Raw genomic sequence first — 18,912 nt, forward strand, 5'->3', positions numbered from 1 at the left:
GCGACCGCGGCCCTGCCCGGGCTGCCGCCGCTCACGCTCGCGCATGACCGCCTCCGCGCACCGCGAGCAGACAGAGGCTCATCCGCCACTCGGGATCGGTCCACGAGCGCACCATCTCGAGCCCCGCGCGACGCACCAGCGACGTGAGCTCGGTGGGGTCGTACTTGTACGCGTGCCCGCCGACGATCCACTCGCCCTTCGCGAGCGCGATCTCGCAGCCACCCACGAGGACGCGCTGCGCGTGCTCGCTCACGAGGCGCATCTCGACGCGACCGCGGATCGGATCGTAGGGCGCGCGGAACGAGAACTGCGTCACGTCGAACGTCGCGCCGATCTCGCGGTTGATCCGCACCAGCACGTTGCGGTGGAACGCGGCGCACGCGCCCGATCGATCGAAGTACGCGTCCTCGATCGTCCGCTTCGGCTTCTTCAGATCGACCGAAACCAGCACGCGACCGCGCGAGCCCGCGAGCAGCGCCGCACGCGCGAGCAGCGACACCGCGTCGTGCGGCGCGATCTCCCCGATGCGCGCATCACCGAGCCACACCGTCGCGTTGCCCTCGTCGATGCGTGCGAGGCGCGCGCGCAGATCGGTCGAGCGAGGCAGCGCGTGGCCCGCGACCAGCGGCGAGACCTCGAGCCCTCGATACTCGCGACGCAGCGCGCTCGCGAGCTCCTCGAGACGCGTCGCGCTCGGATCGAGCGGCACGTACGCCGCGGGCTCGTCCAGTCGACCGAGCAGCGCTCGCACGCGCAGCCCGTCGCGCGGTGCGACGTCGACGAGCAGCGAGCGCGGCCCGAGCACGCTCGCGATCTCGCGCCCGTGTGCGTCGAGCAGCGCGCGCTCGGCGCGCGCGAGGTAGTGGCCACGCGTGTCGCGCACGCGCTCGTGGAGTCGCGCGCCGCGCTCGTCCCAGAGCCACTTGGAAGGAATCGTCTTGGGCTGCGATCCGAGACCGGCGATCACTTCGCCGAAGAACTCGTCGTCGCGACGAGGTCGGATCAGCCCCCGTACGTCGAGGGCGGGTTGCATGGCTCGACACCTCCGTCACCGCAGGGCGCGTGCGGAGCACGACGCGCAGGCGCACCGGCACCGGCGTCGTGGCACGCGCAGAGGGAGCGCCGGGCGCATCGCCGTGCCCACGGACACTGCGATTCAGCCGGAGGGCGCTCCGAGCTCGTTCACACACGAGGTGGGATATAGGCGCCGGAGTCGCCCGATCAGCAGGTGCGCGCGATCTTCGAACACGCGTCCCTCGCGTGGGACGCGCTCACTCGTCGTCGCGCGGCCCGACGACGGTCTTGTCCTCGTCGTCGTCCCACGAGAGCGGCTGGGTCCCGGGCGCGGCGGCAGGCGCGGGATCGAGCGGCGTCGCACCGAGATCCGTCGGCTCGCGCGTGCTCGTGATGCGCGCGTGCGGCACCGTCTGCACGAGCTCGCGGTCGTAGCGCATCTCGGTCACGAGCGCGTCGGCGATCGCCGGCATCATCTTGCCGGTCGTATCGTCGAACGGGTCGGGGAACGAAGGCACGAGCCGCCCCGTGACGTCGTCGAACGCGTCCGCGCGCGGTCCGGTGGTGTCGTCGAACGCATCCGCCACGTGCCTCGGCACCTGCGGCTCGTCGAGCGCGTCGACGGGCGGCATCGTGTCGAGCATCTCGCGCATGTCCTCGTCGCCGATCGGCTCGACGTCGCTGTCGTCCTCGATCAGCGCGTCGGGCGGGATCGTCTCGGGCGCGCGCTCGCGCGACGGAGCGCCGACCTCGTCGAGCCGGATCTCGCGCGTCGCCACGTCACGCCCGCGAGGCGCGATCGCCGGCGGAGGCGGCGGGAACCACTCGCGCAGCCAGCTCGCGAGCGATGCGGTCGTGAGGAACTCCTGGTTGCCGTACGCGAACGCCTCGAGCTCTTCGTGGAACGCCTCGGCGGTCGGGTATCGATGCTCGCGATCACGCGCGAGCGCGGTGCGCACGATGCGCTCGACCTCGGGCGGGATCGACGGATCGATCGCGCGCAGCGAGGGCACGATCGCGAGGCGCGCCTTCTCGACCGTCTCCATGTCGTTCGCGCCCACGAACAAGCGCCGCCCGCTCAGCATCTCCCAGAGCAGGATCCCCGCGCCGAACACGTCGCTGCGATGATCGACGCCCATTCCCGTGAACGACTCGGGCGCCATGTACGCGAGCTTGCCCTTCACGACGCCTGCGCGCGTCTCGGTGGCGCGGCCCACGGCCTTCGCGAGCCCGAAGTCCGTGACCTTCACCTCGCCGTCGTACGAGACGAGCACGTTCTGCGGCGTCACGTCGCGATGCACGACGCAGAGCGGCCGCCCGTGGTGCGACACCGCGCAGTGCGCGTGATGCAGCGCCTCGCAGACCTTCATCACGATGTGCAGCGAGACCGCGAGCGGCAGCCTCGCGCCGGCCTGCCTCGCGCGCACCTGGATCGCGCGCAGGTCCTTGCCGTGCACGAGCTCCATCGCGATGAAGTACTCGCGGCCCTCGCGCCCGAGATCGAAGATCTGGACGATGTTCGGGTGCTGGAGCTGCACCGCGATCTTCGCCTCGTCCACGAACATCCGGACGAAGTCGGTGTCCTGCGAGAGCTCGGGGAGGATGCGCTTGATCGCGATCGGCCGCTCGAACCCTTCGGCACCGCGCACCGAGGCGCGGAACACCTCGGCCATTCCTCCGACGCCGATTCGCTCCAGCAGCACGTAGCGATCGGACCCCACGCTCACCTCTTACTGCTGCGATGGTGGACCGGCGTGACGATCACTCCACGCGCAGGTAGCCGCTCTTGATCAACTTCACGAGGATCTGCGACGTGTCGAGATCGCTCGCGAGGCTCTTGTTGAGCACCGTCTCGACGTGCCCGTAGTTGTACGCGAGCTGCAGGACGTCGAGCTCTTCGGGCGAGAGGTCGCGCAGCGGCGGGATCATCGGCATCGCGAGGAGCACGCTCGCCTGGAGCGTCGGCATGTCGCTGCCGAGGCGGCGGATCTCGTCGATCTGCCGCATCGCCTCCATGAGGATGCCCTCGACCGACATCTCGATCTTCTCGAGGAACTCGCGCGCCTCGGGCGGATCCATGTCGAACGAGCCGGTCTGCCACGTGAGGATGCGGAAGAGGCTCTTCAGCGGCGCGACGTCGTAGTGCTCGTTCACGACCGCGAAGATCACGCGGCCGTTGTCGATGAAGATCTTGCCGACGTCGGCGTCGGTGCGGATCACCAGCACGCCGCTCTTCTTGCTCGCGCCGAAGAGCTGCATGAGGTCGGGCAGCGGGATCTCCGCGATCGAGCCCGACATCGTTCGCACCTGCGAGGTGCGACGTCCCGCCGCGACGTCCTCGAGCTTCGCCTTCGCGTCGCCGGAGGCCGCGCTGTCGCTCGCGACGAGCTTGATGATCGACGTGCCGATCAGGATGCGGTCGCCCTCCTGCAGGCGCGCGCGCTTGATCTTCTCGCCGTTGACGAAGGTGCCGTTGGTCGAGCCGAGGTCCTGGATGAAGATCTGATCGCCGGTGACGGTCAGCTTCGCGTGGCGGCGCGAGACCATGTCCTCCACGAGGACCATGTCCAGCTCGCTCGAGCGCCCGACGACGATCTCCTTGTTGTTCGGGAGGGGGAACTCGCCCCCCTGGTACTTCCCCGAGATGAAGCGCAGCGCGTACTGCTTCGCTGGCCTCGTCGGAGGAGGCGGCGTCACCTTCGGAACGGGGGGCTCCATCGCTTGAAATAGCCTATGACTTTCGCGCTTTGGAGGTCAAGGACGAGGCGAACCGTCTTGACCGGGGCTGCGGACGCACTGGACGCTCCCCCGCGGTGACCCACCGCATCGGACCTCGCACGACGCGAAACCGGCGGTGTCTGGCTGGGTTCCCAGCATTCGTCGCCGCGCTCGGAGTGACGCTGATGGTGGCGATCTCGGCCACCCCGGCCGGCACGCGCGCGCAGCTCCGCGATCCACTCCTGGACTGGCGGACGATCCGCACACCGCACTTCGTCATCCACTACCACGAGCCGCTCGGGTACCTCGCGCGGCGCGTCGCCGCCGTCGCCGAGCGCGCGCACTCGACGCTCGCGACCGTGCTCGCGTTCGAGCCGCGCGAGCGCGTGCAGATCGTGATCACCGACGATGCCGATGCCGCGAACGGATCGGCGACCGCCCTGCCCTACGACACCATCCGCCTCTTCGCGGAGGCGCCCGACGATCTCTCACCGCTCGCCGACTACGACGACTGGCTCACGACGCTCGTCACGCACGAGCACACGCACATCCTGCATCTCGACAACGCGAGCGGTGTGCCCTCGTTCATCAACCTGCTGCTCGGCAAGGTCTACATGCCGAACCACGTGCAGCCGCGGTGGTTCCTCGAGGGCCTCGCGGTGCACGAGGAGACCGAGCACACGTCGGGCGGACGACTGCGCAGCTCGCAGTGGGACATGTACCTGCGGATGGACGCGCTCGAGGATCGCTTCTGGGACCTCGATCAAGTCAGCTCGAACGCGGATCGCTGGCCTCATGGCAACGCCGCGTATCTCTACGGATCCTTCTTCGTCCGCTACATCTCGGAGCGACACGGGCGCGTCGCGCTCGCGACCATCGCGCACGAGTACGGCGCATCCGTGATCCCCTACGGGCTCAACCGCGTCGCGCAGCGCGCGACGGGGTCGTCGTTCATCGAGCTCTGGGACGCGTTCCTCGACGAGCGCCGCGCGCACTACCGCGAGCAGCAGCGCGAGGTCGACGCGCTCGGTCGTCGCGAGGGCACGCGCCTGACGACGCACGGCGAGATCGCGCGCGCCCCACGCTATCTGCGCGACGGGCGCTTGATGTACCTGCGCGCCGACAATCGCTCGCGCGCCGAGATCGTGATCGTCGATCCGATCACCGGCGAGCGACGCGACGTGCTCGCGCGCATGAACGCGGGCGGCGAGGCGGCGGTGCATCCCGACGGACGCACGATCGTGTTCTCGCGATCCGACGCGCACCGCGACATCTACTTCTTCTCGGATCTCGTCCGCCGCGATCTCGAGACGGGCGACGAGACGCGCCTGACCGACGGCCTCCGCGCGCGCGAGCCCGACCTCTCGCCCGACGGTCGCTACGTGGCCTTCACGATGTCGCGCGCCGGCACGACGCGGCTGATGATCGCGGAGCTCGCGGACGTGACCGGCACGATGCGCGAGCTGACGCCCGGGGCGCGCTTCCAGCAGTGGTACACGCCGCGCTTCTCACCGGACGGGCGCACCGTGGCGGCGTCGACGTGGCGCGAGGGCGGATATCGCGACGTGGTGCTCGTCGACGTCGCGACCGGGCGCATCGAGGATCTCACGCACGATCGCGCGTCGGACACCGGGCCCACCTTCTCGCCGGACGGGACGCGCGTGGTGTTCTCGTCCGACCGCACCGGCATCGCGAACCTCTACGCGTACGAGCTCGCGAGTGGCTCGCTGCGGCAGCTCACCAACGTGATCGCCGGGGCCTATCAGCCGTCGATCGCTCCCGACGGCCGTCGGATCACGTACGTGGGTTACACGTCGTACGGCTTCGATCTCTTCGCGATCGACGTCGAGCTCACGGGCTTCCGCGATGCGCCGGCGTACGTCGACACCCGCCCGGCGCCGAGCGACAGCGCGCCGGTGTGGACCGCGGAGAGCGAGGACTACGACGCGCTCCCCACGCTCTATCCGCGCTCGTACTTCCTCGATCTCACGCCCGACTCGTTCGGCACGACGCTCGGGATCACGATCGCGGGCGAGGACGTCGCGGCGTTCCACTCGTGGAGCGCGCGCATCGGGTTCGGGCTCGAGCGCGGCAACATGTCGATCGACGCGGGCTACTCGTACAACCGGCTCCCGGTGTCGATCGGCGTGCGCGGGTTCCGTCGCGTGACGCGCGCGGGCGGGCTGCAGATCGGCGGCGAGGACGTGCCGTGGATCCAGGACTCGTGGGGCGGCGACGTGGGCGTCGCGTACTCGTTCCCGCGCGCGTTCCGCGGCAACACGATCTCGGCGTCGTACGCGCTCACGTGGACCGAGCCCGCCGAGGCGTTCTCCACGCTGCCGCTCGATCCGAACTTCCCGCCGCCGCTCGTGCCCGAGACCGGCTTCTTCTCGACGCTGCGCTTCGGATGGTCGTACAGCGACGTCGAGCGCTACGGCTACGACATCAGTCCGTCGAACGGCCAAGCGCTCGGGATCGGCGCGTCGGTGTCGGATCCCGCGATCGGCAGCCAGTTCCGCGTGCTCACGCTGAGTTGGTCGTTCGTGCGGTACCTGCCGATGCCGTGGCTCGAGCACCACGTGCTCGCGTTCCGCTACGCGGGCGGCATCAGCGGAGGCGATCTCGATCGCCTCGGGCTCTTCGGCGTCGGTGGGTTCCCCACGGTGCCGTTGATCGAGGGGTTCAACAGCCCGGTGATCCTCGGGGGCGTGGCGCTGCGCGGCTACCTGCCGAACGATCGCGTCGGCAGCCAGTTCCATCTCGCGCAGCTCGAGTACCGGTTCCCGATCTACCGGTTCAACCGCGGCATCCTCACGCTGCCGGTCTACCTGAACCGGCTCTGGGCGACGGTCTTCGCCGACGCGGGCGATGCGTTCTTCGGCGACATCGACTTCTCGCGATTCCGCGTGGGTGTGGGCGCGGAGCTCCACGTCGACTTCACGCTCTTCTACGTGCTCGGGTTCTCGCTGCGGATCGGGTATGCACGGGGCCTGATGGAAGGCGGGATCGACCAGGTCTACGCCCACCTCGGTGTGCCCTTCTGATCGAGCAACGCTTGCGCGGCGGGACGGGATCGCACTCGAAACGTCATTCAGGTGGGAAAGAATCGCCTCGAAAAGAGTATCTTCGCCCGCGGCACACGTGCTGCTCGACATGCAGCCCGGCGCGGGACCCCCGCGTCGCAGACGAGAGGAAGCGAATGATGAAGATCCGTTCGGTCGTGGTGGCTCTTGGATGTGTGGGCTTGGCCGCGTGCAGCGGTGGATCGGACTCGGCGAGCGCGGCCGTGACGCTGAGCGGCCCCGGCTTCGCGGCGACGACACTGCGCGGCACGGCGGGCGGCCCGCAGGCGGGCTCGGCGCTCGGCGGTGACTGCATCGGTCAGTTCCCGACGTCGGCGCAGCACACGGTGACCGTGGGCGCGGCGATCCCGATGCTCCGCGTGCTGGTCAACGGCGGCCCCGAGGCGGACACGACGCTCGCGGTTCGTCGCCCCGACGGCAGCGTGGTGTGCAACGACGACTCGGGCGATCCCGGCAACAGCCTGAACCCGATCGTCGAGATCGCGAACGCGGCGCCCGGCCAGTACCAGGTGTACGTGGGCGGCTACTCGACCGGCGACACGTGGGCGAGCTACACGCTCGGCTTCTCGGAGCAGGCGGGCCAGTACCCGTCGCAGGTCGTCGCGGCGCCGTGATCGCGCGGGGGCTCCGCCCCCTCTCGACCCCCGGCCGTTTCGCGCGGCTCGCTCGTGCTCGGCGGCCGGACGGTGACGACGCATCGAAGCCCGTCGATCGACACGCTCGATCGGCGGGCTTCGTGCGTCTGGAGCCACCCATTCCAACGCGCGAGCACCACGACGGGCGGCGCGCGGACGCGGCGCTATGATTCGCGCCCTCATGCGCAGGATCGCGATGCTCGGGCACGGCCGCTTCGGCCGCGCGCTCTCGGATCTGATGGTCGAGTCGGGCTTCGACGTCCGCGCGTACGACCCGCACGCCGAGATGCCCGCCGAGCGTCGCGCGTCGTCGATCGAAGAAGCGGCGAAGGGCGCGGACGCGGTGATCGTCTCGGTGCCGGTCGGCGTGATGCCCGGCGTGCTGCGCGCGCTGCGCCCGCACCTGACGCCCGAGCAGCTCGTGCTCGACGTGGGCAGCGTGAAGGTCCACCCGATCGAGGCGATGCGCGAGATCCTCGGGACCGAGATCCCGTGGATCGGCACGCACCCGCTCTTCGGTCCCGTCTCGCTCGCGCACGCGGAGCGCCCGCTGCGCGTCGTGATCTGCCCGAACCCGATGCACCCCGGCACCGCTGCGCAGGCGCGCGCGCTCTACGAGCGCGTCGGATGTTGGACGCTCGAGCAGGACGCGCACGCGCACGACAAGGCGATGGCCGACACGCACGCGCTCGCGTTCTTCGTCGCGAAGGGCATGCTCGACGCGGGCGTCGATCCTCGCGTGCCCAACGCGCCGCCCTCGTTCCAGGCGATGGCGCGCACCATCGAGTCGGTGCGCGGCGATGCCGGTCATCTGTTCGCGGCGATCCAGGCCGAGAACCCCTACGCGACCGATGCGCGACGTCGCTTGATCGACGCGCTCTCCGCGCTCGACGCGAGCATCGCGAAGGCCGCGCCCGCGACGCGCGACGTGGCGCTCGCGATCCCCGAGTCGCCGGTCGAGCACTCGCCTGAGCTCGTCGAAGCGCGCGATCTGATCGACGAGCTCGATCGCGAGATCGTCGAGCTGCTCGCGCGGCGCGCCGAGCTGAGCCGCCGCGCGCGCGCCGCGAAGACGCGCGAGGGCAAGCCGGTGCACGACCCGACGCGCGAGGCGCAGGTGCTCGAGGCGCGTCGCGAGTGGGCGAAGGAGCTGCAGATCGACGCGCAGAGCGTCGAGGACGTGTTCCGCGCCGTGCTGCGCTTCTCGCGCCGCGTGCAGGGCTGAGTCGGTCCTCCGCTCCGCGAAAAAACGAGGGCCGCCGAGCGCGAAGCTCGACGGCCCTCGTACGGGATCCTCGCGGTCGAGATACTCAGACCGTGAGGATGTCCTTCTCCTTCGCCGCGACGATCTCGTCGGCCTTGGCGGTGCCGTCCTTGACGACGTCCTCCATCGACTTCGTCGCGCGATCGACCTCGTCCGCGCTCGCGTCGCCGTCCTTCTCGATCTGGGCGAGCATGTCGCGGCACTCGTGGCGCGCCTTGCGGATCGCGATCTTCGCGTCCTCGAGGTGACCACGCGCGAGCTTCGCGAGCTCCTTGCGGCGCTGCTCGGTGAGCGGCGGCATCGGGATGCGGATGATCTCGCCGTCGTTCTGCGGCGTGAGCCCGAGCGGGCTGTCCACGATCGCCTTCTCGATCGCGCGCAGCTGCGAGCGATCCCACGGCTTCACCGTGAGCAGGCGCGGCTCGGGCACCGACACGCTCGCCATCTGCGCGAGCGGCGTCGCCGTGCCGTAGTAGTCGATGCGGATCGAGTCGAGCAGGTCCGCGGTCGCGCGGCCGGTGCGGATGCGGCTCAGCTCGCGGCGCAGCGCTTCGTGCGCCTTCGCGATGCTGGAGCGCAGCTCCTCCATCGTGTCCTCGATCATGCCCATGACGAATCTCCTCCGAACGCGTAAGAGCGTGGAGTCTACGACTCCTGGCCGGTCTCCGTCACCAGCGTGCCGACGTCTTCGCCGAGCAGGACGCGCTTGATGTTGCCGCGCTTCAGCAGCGCGAAGACGCGGATCGGGAGCTTGTTCTCGCGCGCGAGCGCCATCGCGGTCGAGTCCATCACGCCGATGCGATCGCTCAGGCAGCGATCGTACGTGAGGCGCCGGAACATCACCGCGTCCGTGTGCTTCGCGGGATCCTTGTCGTAGACGCCCTCGACCTTCGTCGCCTTGCAGAGCAGCTCGGCGCCGATCTCCATGCTGCGCAGCGCAGCCGCGGTGTCGGTCGAGAAGAACGGGTTGCCGGTGCCCGCCGCGAAGATGACGACGCGCCCCTTCTCGAGGTGGCGGATCGCGCGGCGCCGGATGTACGGCTCCGCGACCTGGCGGATCTCCAGCGCGCTCAGCACGCGCGTCGGCACCTTGAGGCGCTCGAGCGTGTCCTGCAGCGCGAGGCTGTTGATCACCGTCGCGAGCATTCCCATGTAGTCGGCGGTCGCGCGGTCCATCCCCTGCGCGCTGCCCTTGAGCCCGCGGAAGATGTTGCCGCCGCCGATCACCACGCCGCACTCCGCGCCGAGCGCGTGAGCCTCCGCGACTTCCGTCGCGAGGATCTGCAGCGTGGGCTGATCGATTCCGAACCCGCCCTCGGTGCCCGCCAGGGCCTCACCCGAGAGCTTCAGCATCACGCGCCGGAAACGAAGACCGCTCATCGCTTTCCCTCGTGACCGGCGCGCTGCCGATCGAATGAGATCAGGAAGGATCGAACCGAAGGAACCTTCGGATCAGCTCATTCCCTTGAGCTGCTCCGCGACCTCGGCCGCGAGGTCGGTCGCCTTCTTCTCGATGCCCTCGCCGAGCTCGTAGCGCACGAAGCGGCGCACCGAGATCTTCTCGCCGATCTTGGCGGTCAGCTCTTCGGCCACGCCCTTGACGGTCTTCTTGTCGTCGCGGGTGACGAGCTCCTGCTCGTCGAGGCACACCTCGCTGAACCACTTGTCCAGCTTGCCCTCGAGGATCTTCGCGACCGCCGCCTCCGGGCGCTTCTTCCCGGTCTTCTGCTCTTCCTCTTCCATCTGGCCGCGGAAGATCGCGAGCTGCTTGTCCTGGTCCGCCTGCGGCACTTCCTCGCGGCGCACGTAAAGCGGCGAGCTCGACGCGATCTGCAGCGCGACCTCGTTCACGAACGACTTGAACTCGTCGCCACGCGCCACGAAGTCGGTCTGGCAGTTCACCTCGACCAGCACGCCGATGCGCGCGTTCGAGTGGATGTACGAGTGGATCAGGCCCTCGGCCGCGATCGCGCCCGCCTTCTTGGCCGCCTTCGCGAGACCCTTCTTCTGGATGATCTCGACGGCCTTCTCTTCGTTGCCGTCGGCCTCGATGAGGGCCATGCGGCAGTCGTTCATGCCGGCGCCCGTGCGATCGCGGAGCGCCTTCACCTGCTGAGCGGTGACGTTCGCCATGTCTCTAACCTCTCTCTCGATCTTCGGTGCGAATCTGCTCGGGCTCAGCTCTCGCCGCCGCCGCCACCACCGCGCGGACCGCGCGGGCCACGACGGTCGCCGCCACCACCGCGACGGCCGCCGCGCTGGAACTCGACCTCGACGCGCGCGCCGCCCTCGCCACCGCGCTCGTGGCCGCCCTCACCACCGCGGAACTCGCGGCGGCGCTGCTGGCCCTCGATGCACGCGTCGGCGATCTTCGACGTGAACAGCTTGATGCTGCGGATCGCGTCGTCGTTGCCGGGGATCACGAAGTCGATGACGTCGGGATCGCAGTTGGTGTCGGTGATCGCGACGATCGGGATGTTGAGCTTGCGAGCCTCGCTGACCGCGATGTGCTCGTGGTGCGGGTCGATGACGAACACCGCCGCCGGGTGCGCGTTCATCATCTTGATGCCGCCGATGAACTTCTCGAGGCGCTCCTGCTCGCGCTTGAGCTTCATCTGCTCCTTCTTGACGAAGTTCTCGGCGGTGCCGTCCTCGAACATCCGGTCGAGCTCGCGAAGGCGCTCGATCGCGCCCTTCACGGTGCGGAAGTTCGTGAGCGTGCCGCCCAGCCAGCGGCCGGTGACGAAGAACTGACCGGCGCGGGCCGCCTCCTCCTGCACCGTCTCGACCGCCTGGCGCTTCGTGCCGACGAAGAGCACGTGGCCGCCGCGGCCGACCGCCTCGACGACGAAGTCGTAGGCGCGCTTGAACAGGACCGCGGTCTGGTCGAGGTCGATGATGTGGATGCCGTTGCGCGCGCCGAAGATGAACGGGCGCATCTTCGGGTTCCAACGACGGGTCTGGTGCCCGAAGTGGACGCCGGCATCGATCAGGGCGCGGAGGCTGAGGGGGAGCTCGGACGCGTAGTCCTGCGTGGTCGCTTCGGTGGTCTGGACGTCGGTCATGTGGGTCTCCGGTTGGCTCCTCCACCTCCCCGGGGCGGCGACCCATCGAGAGATGGGCACCGGGCCGTCCCGTTACGACCACTCGAAAAGCCGAATGGATTCGGGGAGATGTGAGTAGTTACGGAGCGCCTCGAGGCGCCCCGGCCCAGCGAGGGGTCCCGCCAGAGCGGCGCGCGGTATACCACGCGCACGCACCGAGTCCAACGGGGTGAGCCGCCGGGGGTTCGCGCAGGGGGCGGAGCCCCTCGGGAATTACAGCGGGTCGACGAACCCGGAGCCCGCCTCGAACACCATCGACGCGCTGAACTGCGTGCACTTGCCGTCGACCGGCTCGAGGTCCGCGATGAGCCGGATGAACGTCGCGACGGTGCTCATCAGGTCCTCACCGATGTTCAGGCCGCTCGCGATCTCGATCATCTGGTCGTTCGAGATCCCGCCCGCGAACACGCCGCTCATCGAGCCGTCCTCGTGGATGCGCACGCGCACACGCGCGCCGTGGAGGTCGAGCACGAAGCGCGCGTCGAGGATCGAGACCGGGAGCGCGAGCTCGAAGGGGCCCGTCTCGAGCACTCCGTCGCGCAGCACCGCGCCCTCGTAGCGCGCGGTGCGCGCCTCGGGCGAGACCTGCAGCGTCTGTCCGTCGAGCAGCATCCCATCGGTGCCGAGCAGGGGCGTGCCGGTGAGCGTGCGCACGACGAGGGTCACGCAGTCGTCGTTCCGCGGATCGTCGAGGCCCTCGAGGGTGAGCCCGATGAGCAGCTGACCGTTGCTGATCGAGCTCTGCAGGAGCGCGTCGAGGGTGCCCTCGCCCACCTGGTTCTCGAGCGCGGGGATGATCGGCGTGAGCTGGTTGTCGATGCCGTCGCGGCCGTCGGCGTCGACGAAGTCGCGCGCGCGGCACGCGCTCGCTTCGAAGGTCGGCCCGAGGCTCTCGTCGAGATCGAAGCCCTCGCTCACGCCGTCCTCGGCGACCTCGAAGGCCATCCAGCGAATGATTCCGGACTGCTCGGGCAGCGCGCTCTCGCACGCACGCGGGCCCGTGGGCTCCATGTCGTCGGGCCCGCACGCTGCGAGCGCGAGCGCGGCGAGCAGGATGATCGCGCGCTGCACGATCACACCTCGATCTCCGAGAGCCCGTCGGTCGCGCGCCCCACCCCGAAGCCGAACTCCGCGGCGTTGAGCCCGACCGCGCGCATCAGCGAGAGGCTCACCGAGGTCGCGTTCGCGCCCGGCGCCGCGTGATGGATGCCGGTGCGCAGCGCGCCGCACGCGCCGCCCGCGATGACGAGCGGATAGTTCTCGATCGAGTGGGTGCGACCGAACGAGACGTCGGTCGTGCACAGCACTGCGGCGTGATCGAGCAGCGTGCCGTCGCCCTCCACGATGCGATCGAGCGCGGAGAGGAAGTACGCCATCTCCTCGTGAACGAAGGTGACGACGCGGTTCACCTCGGGCTGCGGGTTGCCCGGCTCGTCGTGGGTGAGCTGGTGGTGGCCCGCGGTGGTGTCGAGGAAGAGCGTGTTGTTCACCGGCTGGCTGAACATCACGCTGAAGACGCGGGTCTGATCGCACGCGAGCGCCATCGCGCAGAGGTCGCTCATCACGCGCGAGATCGCGCTCATCTGCGGGCGGCCCTCGAGGTCCGGATAGTCGGTCGTGGGCGCGGTCGGGCGCATGCACGCGGCGAGGTTCGGCGGGTCCTCCTGCAGGCGCGCGATCTGCGTCTCGATCGCGCGGATGCCGTCGAGGTGCTCCTCGATGCGCTGGCGATCGCGCGCGCCGACGCGCGACTGGAGGCGTCGCGCCTGGCCGGTGACCGCGTCGAGCACGCTGCGTCGCAGCGCGAGGCGCGGATCGGGCTCGGTGGTCTCGCCGGGGGCGCGGAAGCCCGCGCCGAAGAGACGCTCGAAGAGCGCGGCGGGCGAGCACTCGGGCGGGTTCACCGCGTCGGGCCCGCTGTGCGAGAGCCCCGTCGTCGCGCGCTGCACGCCGATCTCGAGCGAGCGGAAGCGCGTCGCGCCGCGGAAGCCATCGGCCTCGGCGACGATCTGATCGATCGTCGGGCCGGGATAGCTCGAGGTCATGTCGCCGCCGGCGAGCAGGCCCGCGGGGCCCGATCCGTGCGGGCTCGTGTTGGGCGTCATCACGCGCGTGCCGGTGACGAACGAGATCTTCTCGCGCATCGGCTCGAGCGGCGCGGTCTGCTCGGGCAGCACGTACGAGCGACCGGTGCCCTGCGGGACCCAGAGCTCGGGGATCACGCCGTTGCCGAAGAACCACCAGCCGAAGCGCACCGGGAGCGCGCCGCAGTCGGCGTAGGCAGTGCCCGAGTCGTTGAGGAACACGTCGAGCGTGGGCAGCGCGATCGAGACCGCGGCGCCACCGAGCATGCCCTTCAGCATCGTGCGCCGATCGAGACGGAAGCGCGTCACGGCGTGCCCTCCTCGTTGACCATCGAGACCCCACGGAAGAACGGATGGCGCGCGATCGCGCGCATCAGGGCGCGCACGCGATAGCCCTCGCGCGCGAGCTCGATCGTGAGCGCCTGGTGCGCCGCGTCCTCGCCCTCGGTGAGCAGGTGCCCGCCCGCGTACGTCATCATGCGATCGACGAAGCAGGGCACGAGCGCGGGATGACCGCGCAGCGCGAGCGCGAGCTCTGACGCATCGGCGAACGCGACGCCGTCGAGCTCGCCGCTCGCGTCGATCGGCACGTCCTCGTCGCGCGTGCGGAAGCGACCGATCCCGTCGAACTGCTCGAGACCGAGGCCGATCGGATCGAGCTGCGCGTGACAGCCGGCGCAGAAGTCGTTCTCGCGATGCGACGCGAGGCGCTCGCGGAGCGTGCGCGCTTCGGCGGAGGGCTCGGGGATCGCGGTGTCGACGCCGACCGGCGGAGGCAGCACCGGCTGGCAGAGCAGCGCCTCGCGCACGAAGCGACCGCGGAGCGTGGGTGAGGTCGAGACGGGATGCGCCCACGTCGCGAGCACGCTCGCTTGTCCGAGCAGACCGCGGCGCGGCGAGGTCTCGGGGAGCTCGACGAGCCCGAAGCCCTCGCTCGCCGGCGCGCGCACGACGTAGAGCGCGGCGAGGCGTCGATCGACGAAGGTCTCGCGCGTCGTCATGAGGTCGCGGTAGTCGCCCTCGAGATCGAACACGAAGTGCTCGATCGTGCGCAGCGTGCCCTCGCGCGCAGCGGGGCCGAGATCGGGGCTCGCGGAGGTGAAGATCGTCGGGTCCTTCGAGAGATCCTGGAGCGCGCCCAGCTGCAGCCAGTCGTCGGCGAACGCGCGGATGCCGGCGCGCGCGCGCGGCGAGTCGAGCAGGCGATCGATCTCCGCGTCGAGCCCTTCCGGATCGTCGAGCGCGCCCGACTGCGCGGCAGCGAGCAGCGCGTCGTCGGGGATCGTGTTCCAGAAGAAGAACGAGAGGCGCGTCGCGAGCTCGTACCCGTCGAGCCATCCGCGCGCGGGATCCCCGTCGTCGATCACGCCGGTCTGCGGGCGATAGAGGAAATCGGGCGACTGGAGGATCGCGGCGAGCGCGTACTCGAGCCCGGCGTGGAAGTCCTCGAGCACCACCGCGGATTGGCCCGCGACGCCGACGAGCGCGGTGAGCTCCTCGTCGATCACCGGACGACGCCACGCGCGCTGTGCGATCGGCGCGAGCACCTCACGCGCGCACGCTTCGTCGGACACCGCGCTCGGCGTGCACGACACCACGCGCTCGCGTCGCTCGGGCGCGAGCACCTGCGATGCGATCTGGTACGCGGCGCGCTCGTACTGCTCGACGCCGCGCGACGAGACGCTCGTCTGCGCGGCGCCGAGCGCGAAGAAGCCGTCGCGCGCCGCATCGGGCTCGAGCCCGCTCGCGACGACGACGATGTCCTCGCCGAAGATGTCGCGCACCGCATTGACGTACTGCGCGCGCGTCAGGCGCTGCATCACGCGCGGCCCTGGATCGAAGGGCAGCACGAACGAGCGCTCCGGCCCCGCGGGCTCGGGCTCGTCGTCGCCCGCGCATCCACCGCTCGTCACGAGCACCACGAGCGCGACGAGCGCGCTGTCTCTCCACCTCAGGCGCTGCATGTCACTCCCCCCGTCGCAGCGTCACGCGGTCCGAGACCGCGCTCGTCCCCTCGAGCACCGCCGTCACGCTCTGGTCGCCGAGCACGTGACGACGACCGAGCGCGAGCACGTACGTCCCCACGACGCGCTCCTGCTCGCCCGTCGGGTCGTCGCACCCGAGCCCGAAGAACTCGTGGCACGCGCCGTCGACGTCGATCCACGTGAAGTCCGCGAGCGTGCTCGCGCGCTCGAACTGCGCGTCGGCGCCCGACATCGTGTTCGCGTCCGCGCTGCCCGTCATCGCGAGCAGCGGGATCGACACCGTCGTGTGCCCGGTGTCGCCGAACCAGTCGCTCGACACGATGCCCGCCATCGGCACCGCGGCGACGATGCGCTCGTCGCGCACGCCCGCGCGGAACACGTCGAGCTGCGCGTCGGTGCACGGCGTCTCGGTCGTGCAGCCCGTGCTCTCGATGCGATCGACGTCGAACGTCGCGCCCGCGCTCGCCCAGACGGTGTGGGTGCCGAAGCTGTGCCCGGTGAGCAGCAGGTGATCGGTGTCGGCATCGAGCTCGCCGCGCGCGACGAACGCGTCGACTGATTCGCGCACGTCGAGCGAGCGCAGGTAATAGAGGGCGACCGCGCGCGGATCGACGTTGTCGAGCAGCGTGTTGCCGGTGTGGTCGGGCGCGATCGTGATCCAGCCGTGCGACGCGAGGCGACGGTGGAGGAACGCGCTGACGCCTGCGAAGCCGCGATGGCCGTGCGAGTAGACGTGGACCGGGTAGCGCCCCGAGGCGTGCGCTGGAGACGCGGGCGTCGCGTCGCTGAGCGCGTCGCGATCGCGCACCAGGCCGCCGTACATCGGGGCCGGGCCGCTCGTGTCGAGCGTCGGATACCAGACGTGCACCGCGATGGTGCGATCGGCATCGAGGCCGTCGGGGCGATAGGTGTGCTCGAACCGCTGGTAGCCGACGCGGAACGGGCCCGCCTCGTCGAGCGCCCAGCTCAGCGGATCGCCGATCTCGACGGGCCCGGCGTCGGGCTCGGCGTTCGCGTCGGGTGGGTCACCCGCGGGGCTCCCACACCCGACCACCACGACGCATGCCAAGAGGATAAGCCACTTCACGGGCGCGAAGCATCGTTGCAACTCCAACGATTCGTCAACGGGGGGCGTTCACGAATCGTGCGGCGACGGAATGCGAGAGGCCCCGATCCGCGCCGCGGATCGGGGCCTCTCGACGCTCACGAGCCGGCGAAATCAGCGGCGCGAGGCGAGGAAGATGCGGAGCACGTACCAGAAGAGCAGCGCCACCGACGAGAACAGCGCGAGCGCCGCCGCGACGTGCTGATCGACGCGGTAGTGATGCAGCACGCTCGACGTGTAGTAGAGGATGTAGCCGCCCGCGAGCACGACCATCGCGCCCGAGAAGAGCACGCCGAGCGAGAATCCGAAGAGCGCGCTGCAGATGATCACGCCGAACGCGCCGAGCGCCGCGACACCGAGGATCCCGCGCAGGAACGAGAAGTCGTGGCGCGTCAGGAACACGATGCCGGTGAGGCCGCCGAAGAGCACGAGCGTCACCAGGCCCGCGGTCGGGATCGCCGAGGGATCGATCAGCGTCGCGAGGTAGAGCAGCGGCATGAAGATCACCGCTTCCGCGACGACGTAGAGGCCGAGCCCCGCGTACTGCATGGCCTGGCCCGCGTCGCTGCGCGCCCACTTGTCGGCGATCCAGCTGACGGCGATGAACCCGCCGAGCACGACGAGCCAGCCGAGGCGGCCGGTGCCCAGGATGGTCTCCGAGACCATCTGCGCGATGCCGGTCATGAAGAGCGCAGCCTCGAGGAACACGAACGCGAAGATCGCGCCCACGAGGTGCACGTACGTGCGGAAGATGAACCCTGCGCGATCCTCGACGGACGCCTGCGCCGCCGTGAACCCACCTGCGTAACCGTCGAAGCTCTGTTGCATGACGCCCTGCGCCTCCCCTCGTGTCGAGGCCCGAGTTCTACGCGCAGAGCTTCGAGCGTGTTCCCGAAGCGGTCAAGGTGAGCACGTCGCGTCCTTGCGCGTGCGACGCTCGGGTGTCACCAAAGGCGCCCCGCGAAGCCCCCGATGTCCGCCCGCGAGCTCATCGTCCTCGGCACCTCGAGCCAGGTTCCGACCCGCTATCGGAACCACAACGGCTATCTGCTCCGCTGGGACGAGGAAGGGCTCCTCTTCGATCCCGGCGAGGGCACGCAGCGCCAGATGATCTACGCCGAGGTGACGGTCACGCAGGTGACGCGCATCCTCGTGACGCACTTCCACGGCGATCACTGCCTCGGGCTCGCGGGCCTGCACCAGCGCATCAGCCTCGATCGCGTGCCGCACGAGATCGACGTGCACTTCCCGGCGTCGGGGCAGGTCTTCTACGAGCGCATGCGCTACGCGTCGATCTATCACGAGGTCGGCAAGGTCGCGCCTCGCCCGATCCGCGGCGAGGGCGTGATCCACGAGACCGACAAGCTGACGATCACGGCGCGTCGCCTCGATCACGGCGTGGAGTGCTTCGGGTATCGCCTGCAGGAGCGCGACGGGCGAACGATGCTCCCGGAGAAGCTCGCGGCCGCGGGCGTGAAGGGCCCGGCGATCAAGCAGCTCATCCGCGACGGATCGATCGAGATCGACGGGCGCGTGGTGGAGCTCGACGACGTGAGCCTGTTCAAGGCGGGCCAGGGCTTCGCGATGATCATGGACACGCGCATGTGCGACTCGGCGATCGAGCTCGCGCGCGGCGCGGATCTCGTGCTCTGCGAGTCGACGTACCTCTCGAGCGAAGAGCGCGAGGCGCGCGCGCACGGGCACCTGACCGCGAAGCAGGCGGGCATCATCGCGCGCGAGGCGGGCGCACGACGGCTCGTGCTCACGCACTTCTCGCAGCGCTACGGGTCGACCAAGCCGTTCGTCGAAGAGGCGAAGAGCGTGTGGCCCGAGGGCGACGTGGTCGCGGTGCGCGACGGGGATCGTGTGTCGGTGCCGAAGCGCCTCGGCGCCACCGACTGATGGCGACGCGCTCACTTG

General features: G+C 69.9%; 16 protein-coding genes. 4 read left to right on the forward strand and 12 right to left on the reverse strand.

Annotation, left to right across the window (positions count from 1 at the left end):
• Positions 1-31: 31 nt before the first annotated feature.
• The 3 genes from I5071_RS15515 to I5071_RS15525 all read right to left on the reverse strand — a co-directional run bounded on the left by I5071_RS15515 (position 32) and on the right by I5071_RS15525 (position 3,732).
• Entirely contained in the window at positions 32-1,033 is a 1,002-nt protein-coding gene (locus I5071_RS15515) for an L-histidine N(alpha)-methyltransferase (RefSeq protein ID WP_236606232.1), read from the reverse strand.
• Positions 1,034-1,271: 238 nt separating this feature from the next.
• Positions 1,272-2,735 carry a serine/threonine-protein kinase gene (locus I5071_RS15520; protein ID WP_236606233.1) on the reverse strand — a complete coding sequence of 488 codons (1,464 nt, stop codon included), beginning with the start codon at positions 2,733-2,735 and terminating at the stop codon, positions 1,272-1,274.
• Between the two features lie 40 nt (positions 2,736-2,775).
• Entirely contained in the window at positions 2,776-3,732 is a 957-nt protein-coding gene (locus I5071_RS15525) for a DUF4388 domain-containing protein (protein ID WP_236606234.1), read from the reverse strand.
• Positions 3,733-3,920: 188 nt separating this feature from the next.
• Here I5071_RS15525 and I5071_RS15530 point away from each other — a divergent pair, with 188 nt between their 5' ends.
• From I5071_RS15530 to I5071_RS15540, 3 genes are all read left to right on the forward strand, one after another.
• Positions 3,921-6,776, forward strand: coding sequence for a DPP IV N-terminal domain-containing protein (locus I5071_RS15530; protein WP_236606235.1), 2,856 nt, complete (start codon positions 3,921-3,923; stop codon positions 6,774-6,776).
• 155 nt (positions 6,777-6,931) lie between these two features.
• Positions 6,932-7,429, forward strand: coding sequence for a hypothetical protein (locus I5071_RS15535; RefSeq protein ID WP_236606236.1), 498 nt, complete (start codon positions 6,932-6,934; stop codon positions 7,427-7,429).
• A gap of 202 nt (positions 7,430-7,631) precedes the next feature.
• Positions 7,632-8,675, forward strand: a complete 1,044-nt coding sequence (locus I5071_RS15540) for a prephenate dehydrogenase/arogenate dehydrogenase family protein (protein WP_236606237.1) — start codon at positions 7,632-7,634, stop codon at positions 8,673-8,675.
• An 85-nt stretch (positions 8,676-8,760) separates the two neighbouring features.
• Here the strand turns inward: I5071_RS15540 and frr are convergent, their stop codons facing one another.
• The 9 genes from frr to I5071_RS15585 all read right to left on the reverse strand — a co-directional run bounded on the left by frr (position 8,761) and on the right by I5071_RS15585 (position 17,820).
• The gene (gene frr / locus I5071_RS15545) at positions 8,761-9,318 is read right to left on the reverse strand and encodes a ribosome recycling factor (protein WP_236607649.1); all 558 of its coding nucleotides are present in this window, start codon (positions 9,316-9,318) and stop codon (positions 8,761-8,763) included.
• Between the two features lie 41 nt (positions 9,319-9,359).
• Positions 9,360-10,094 carry a UMP kinase gene (gene pyrH / locus I5071_RS15550; protein WP_236606238.1) on the reverse strand — a complete coding sequence of 245 codons (735 nt, stop codon included), beginning with the start codon at positions 10,092-10,094 and terminating at the stop codon, positions 9,360-9,362.
• A gap of 72 nt (positions 10,095-10,166) precedes the next feature.
• On the reverse strand, positions 10,167-10,847 hold the full coding sequence (gene tsf, locus I5071_RS15555; RefSeq protein WP_236606239.1) for a translation elongation factor Ts: 681 nt from the start codon (positions 10,845-10,847) through the stop codon (positions 10,167-10,169).
• Positions 10,848-10,891: 44 nt separating this feature from the next.
• Entirely contained in the window at positions 10,892-11,779 is an 888-nt protein-coding gene (gene rpsB, locus I5071_RS15560; protein ID WP_236606240.1) for a 30S ribosomal protein S2, read from the reverse strand.
• A gap of 252 nt (positions 11,780-12,031) precedes the next feature.
• Entirely contained in the window at positions 12,032-12,889 is an 858-nt protein-coding gene (locus I5071_RS15565) for a hypothetical protein (protein ID WP_236606241.1), read from the reverse strand.
• A 2-nt stretch (positions 12,890-12,891) separates the two neighbouring features.
• Positions 12,892-14,211 carry a DUF1552 domain-containing protein gene (locus tag I5071_RS15570; protein WP_236606242.1) on the reverse strand — a complete coding sequence of 440 codons (1,320 nt, stop codon included), beginning with the start codon at positions 14,209-14,211 and terminating at the stop codon, positions 12,892-12,894.
• Positions 14,208-15,866 (reverse strand): DUF1592 domain-containing protein, encoded by a 1,659-nt coding sequence (locus I5071_RS15575; RefSeq protein WP_236606243.1) that lies wholly within the window; start codon positions 15,864-15,866, stop codon positions 14,208-14,210. Before I5071_RS15575 ends, I5071_RS15570 begins: the two co-directional genes overlap by 4 nt.
• Before the next feature lies 1 nt (position 15,867).
• Complete coding sequence (locus I5071_RS15580) at positions 15,868-16,974, reverse strand: alpha/beta hydrolase family protein (RefSeq protein ID WP_236606244.1); 1,107 nt, start codon at positions 16,972-16,974, stop codon at positions 15,868-15,870.
• A 132-nt stretch (positions 16,975-17,106) separates the two neighbouring features.
• Positions 17,107-17,820 (reverse strand): Bax inhibitor-1 family protein, encoded by a 714-nt coding sequence (locus I5071_RS15585; RefSeq protein WP_236606245.1) that lies wholly within the window; start codon positions 17,818-17,820, stop codon positions 17,107-17,109.
• Positions 17,821-17,964: 144 nt separating this feature from the next.
• Here I5071_RS15585 and I5071_RS15590 point away from each other — a divergent pair, with 144 nt between their 5' ends.
• Complete coding sequence (locus I5071_RS15590) at positions 17,965-18,894, forward strand: ribonuclease Z (RefSeq protein ID WP_236606246.1); 930 nt, start codon at positions 17,965-17,967, stop codon at positions 18,892-18,894.
• Positions 18,895-18,912: the final 18 nt, after the last annotated feature.

Source organism: Sandaracinus amylolyticus (assembly GCF_021631985.1).
Lineage (GTDB): Bacteria > Myxococcota_A > Polyangia > Polyangiales > Sandaracinaceae > Sandaracinus > Sandaracinus amylolyticus_A.

Excerpts from the sequence above, each read along its gene's own strand:
- I5071_RS15515 (WP_236606232.1), bottom strand. The coding sequence starts at position 1,033 with ATGCAACCCGCCCTCGACGTACGGGGGCTGATCCGACCTCGTCGCGAC.
- I5071_RS15525 (WP_236606234.1), bottom strand. The coding sequence starts at position 3,732 with ATGGAGCCCCCCGTTCCGAAGGTGACGCCGCCTCCTCCGACGAGGCCA.
- I5071_RS15535 (WP_236606236.1), top strand. The coding sequence starts at position 6,932 with ATGATGAAGATCCGTTCGGTCGTGGTGGCTCTTGGATGTGTGGGCTTG.
- I5071_RS15540 (WP_236606237.1), top strand. The coding sequence starts at position 7,632 with ATGCGCAGGATCGCGATGCTCGGGCACGGCCGCTTCGGCCGCGCGCTC.
- frr (WP_236607649.1), bottom strand. The coding sequence starts at position 9,318 with ATGATCGAGGACACGATGGAGGAGCTGCGCTCCAGCATCGCGAAGGCG.
- pyrH (WP_236606238.1), bottom strand. The coding sequence starts at position 10,094 with ATGAGCGGTCTTCGTTTCCGGCGCGTGATGCTGAAGCTCTCGGGTGAG.
- tsf (WP_236606239.1), bottom strand. The coding sequence starts at position 10,847 with ATGGCGAACGTCACCGCTCAGCAGGTGAAGGCGCTCCGCGATCGCACG.
- rpsB (WP_236606240.1), bottom strand. The coding sequence starts at position 11,779 with ATGACCGACGTCCAGACCACCGAAGCGACCACGCAGGACTACGCGTCC.
- I5071_RS15575 (WP_236606243.1), bottom strand. The coding sequence starts at position 15,866 with ATGCAGCGCCTGAGGTGGAGAGACAGCGCGCTCGTCGCGCTCGTGGTG.
- I5071_RS15585 (WP_236606245.1), bottom strand. The coding sequence starts at position 17,820 with ATGCAACAGAGCTTCGACGGTTACGCAGGTGGGTTCACGGCGGCGCAG.
- I5071_RS15590 (WP_236606246.1), top strand. The coding sequence starts at position 17,965 with ATGTCCGCCCGCGAGCTCATCGTCCTCGGCACCTCGAGCCAGGTTCCG.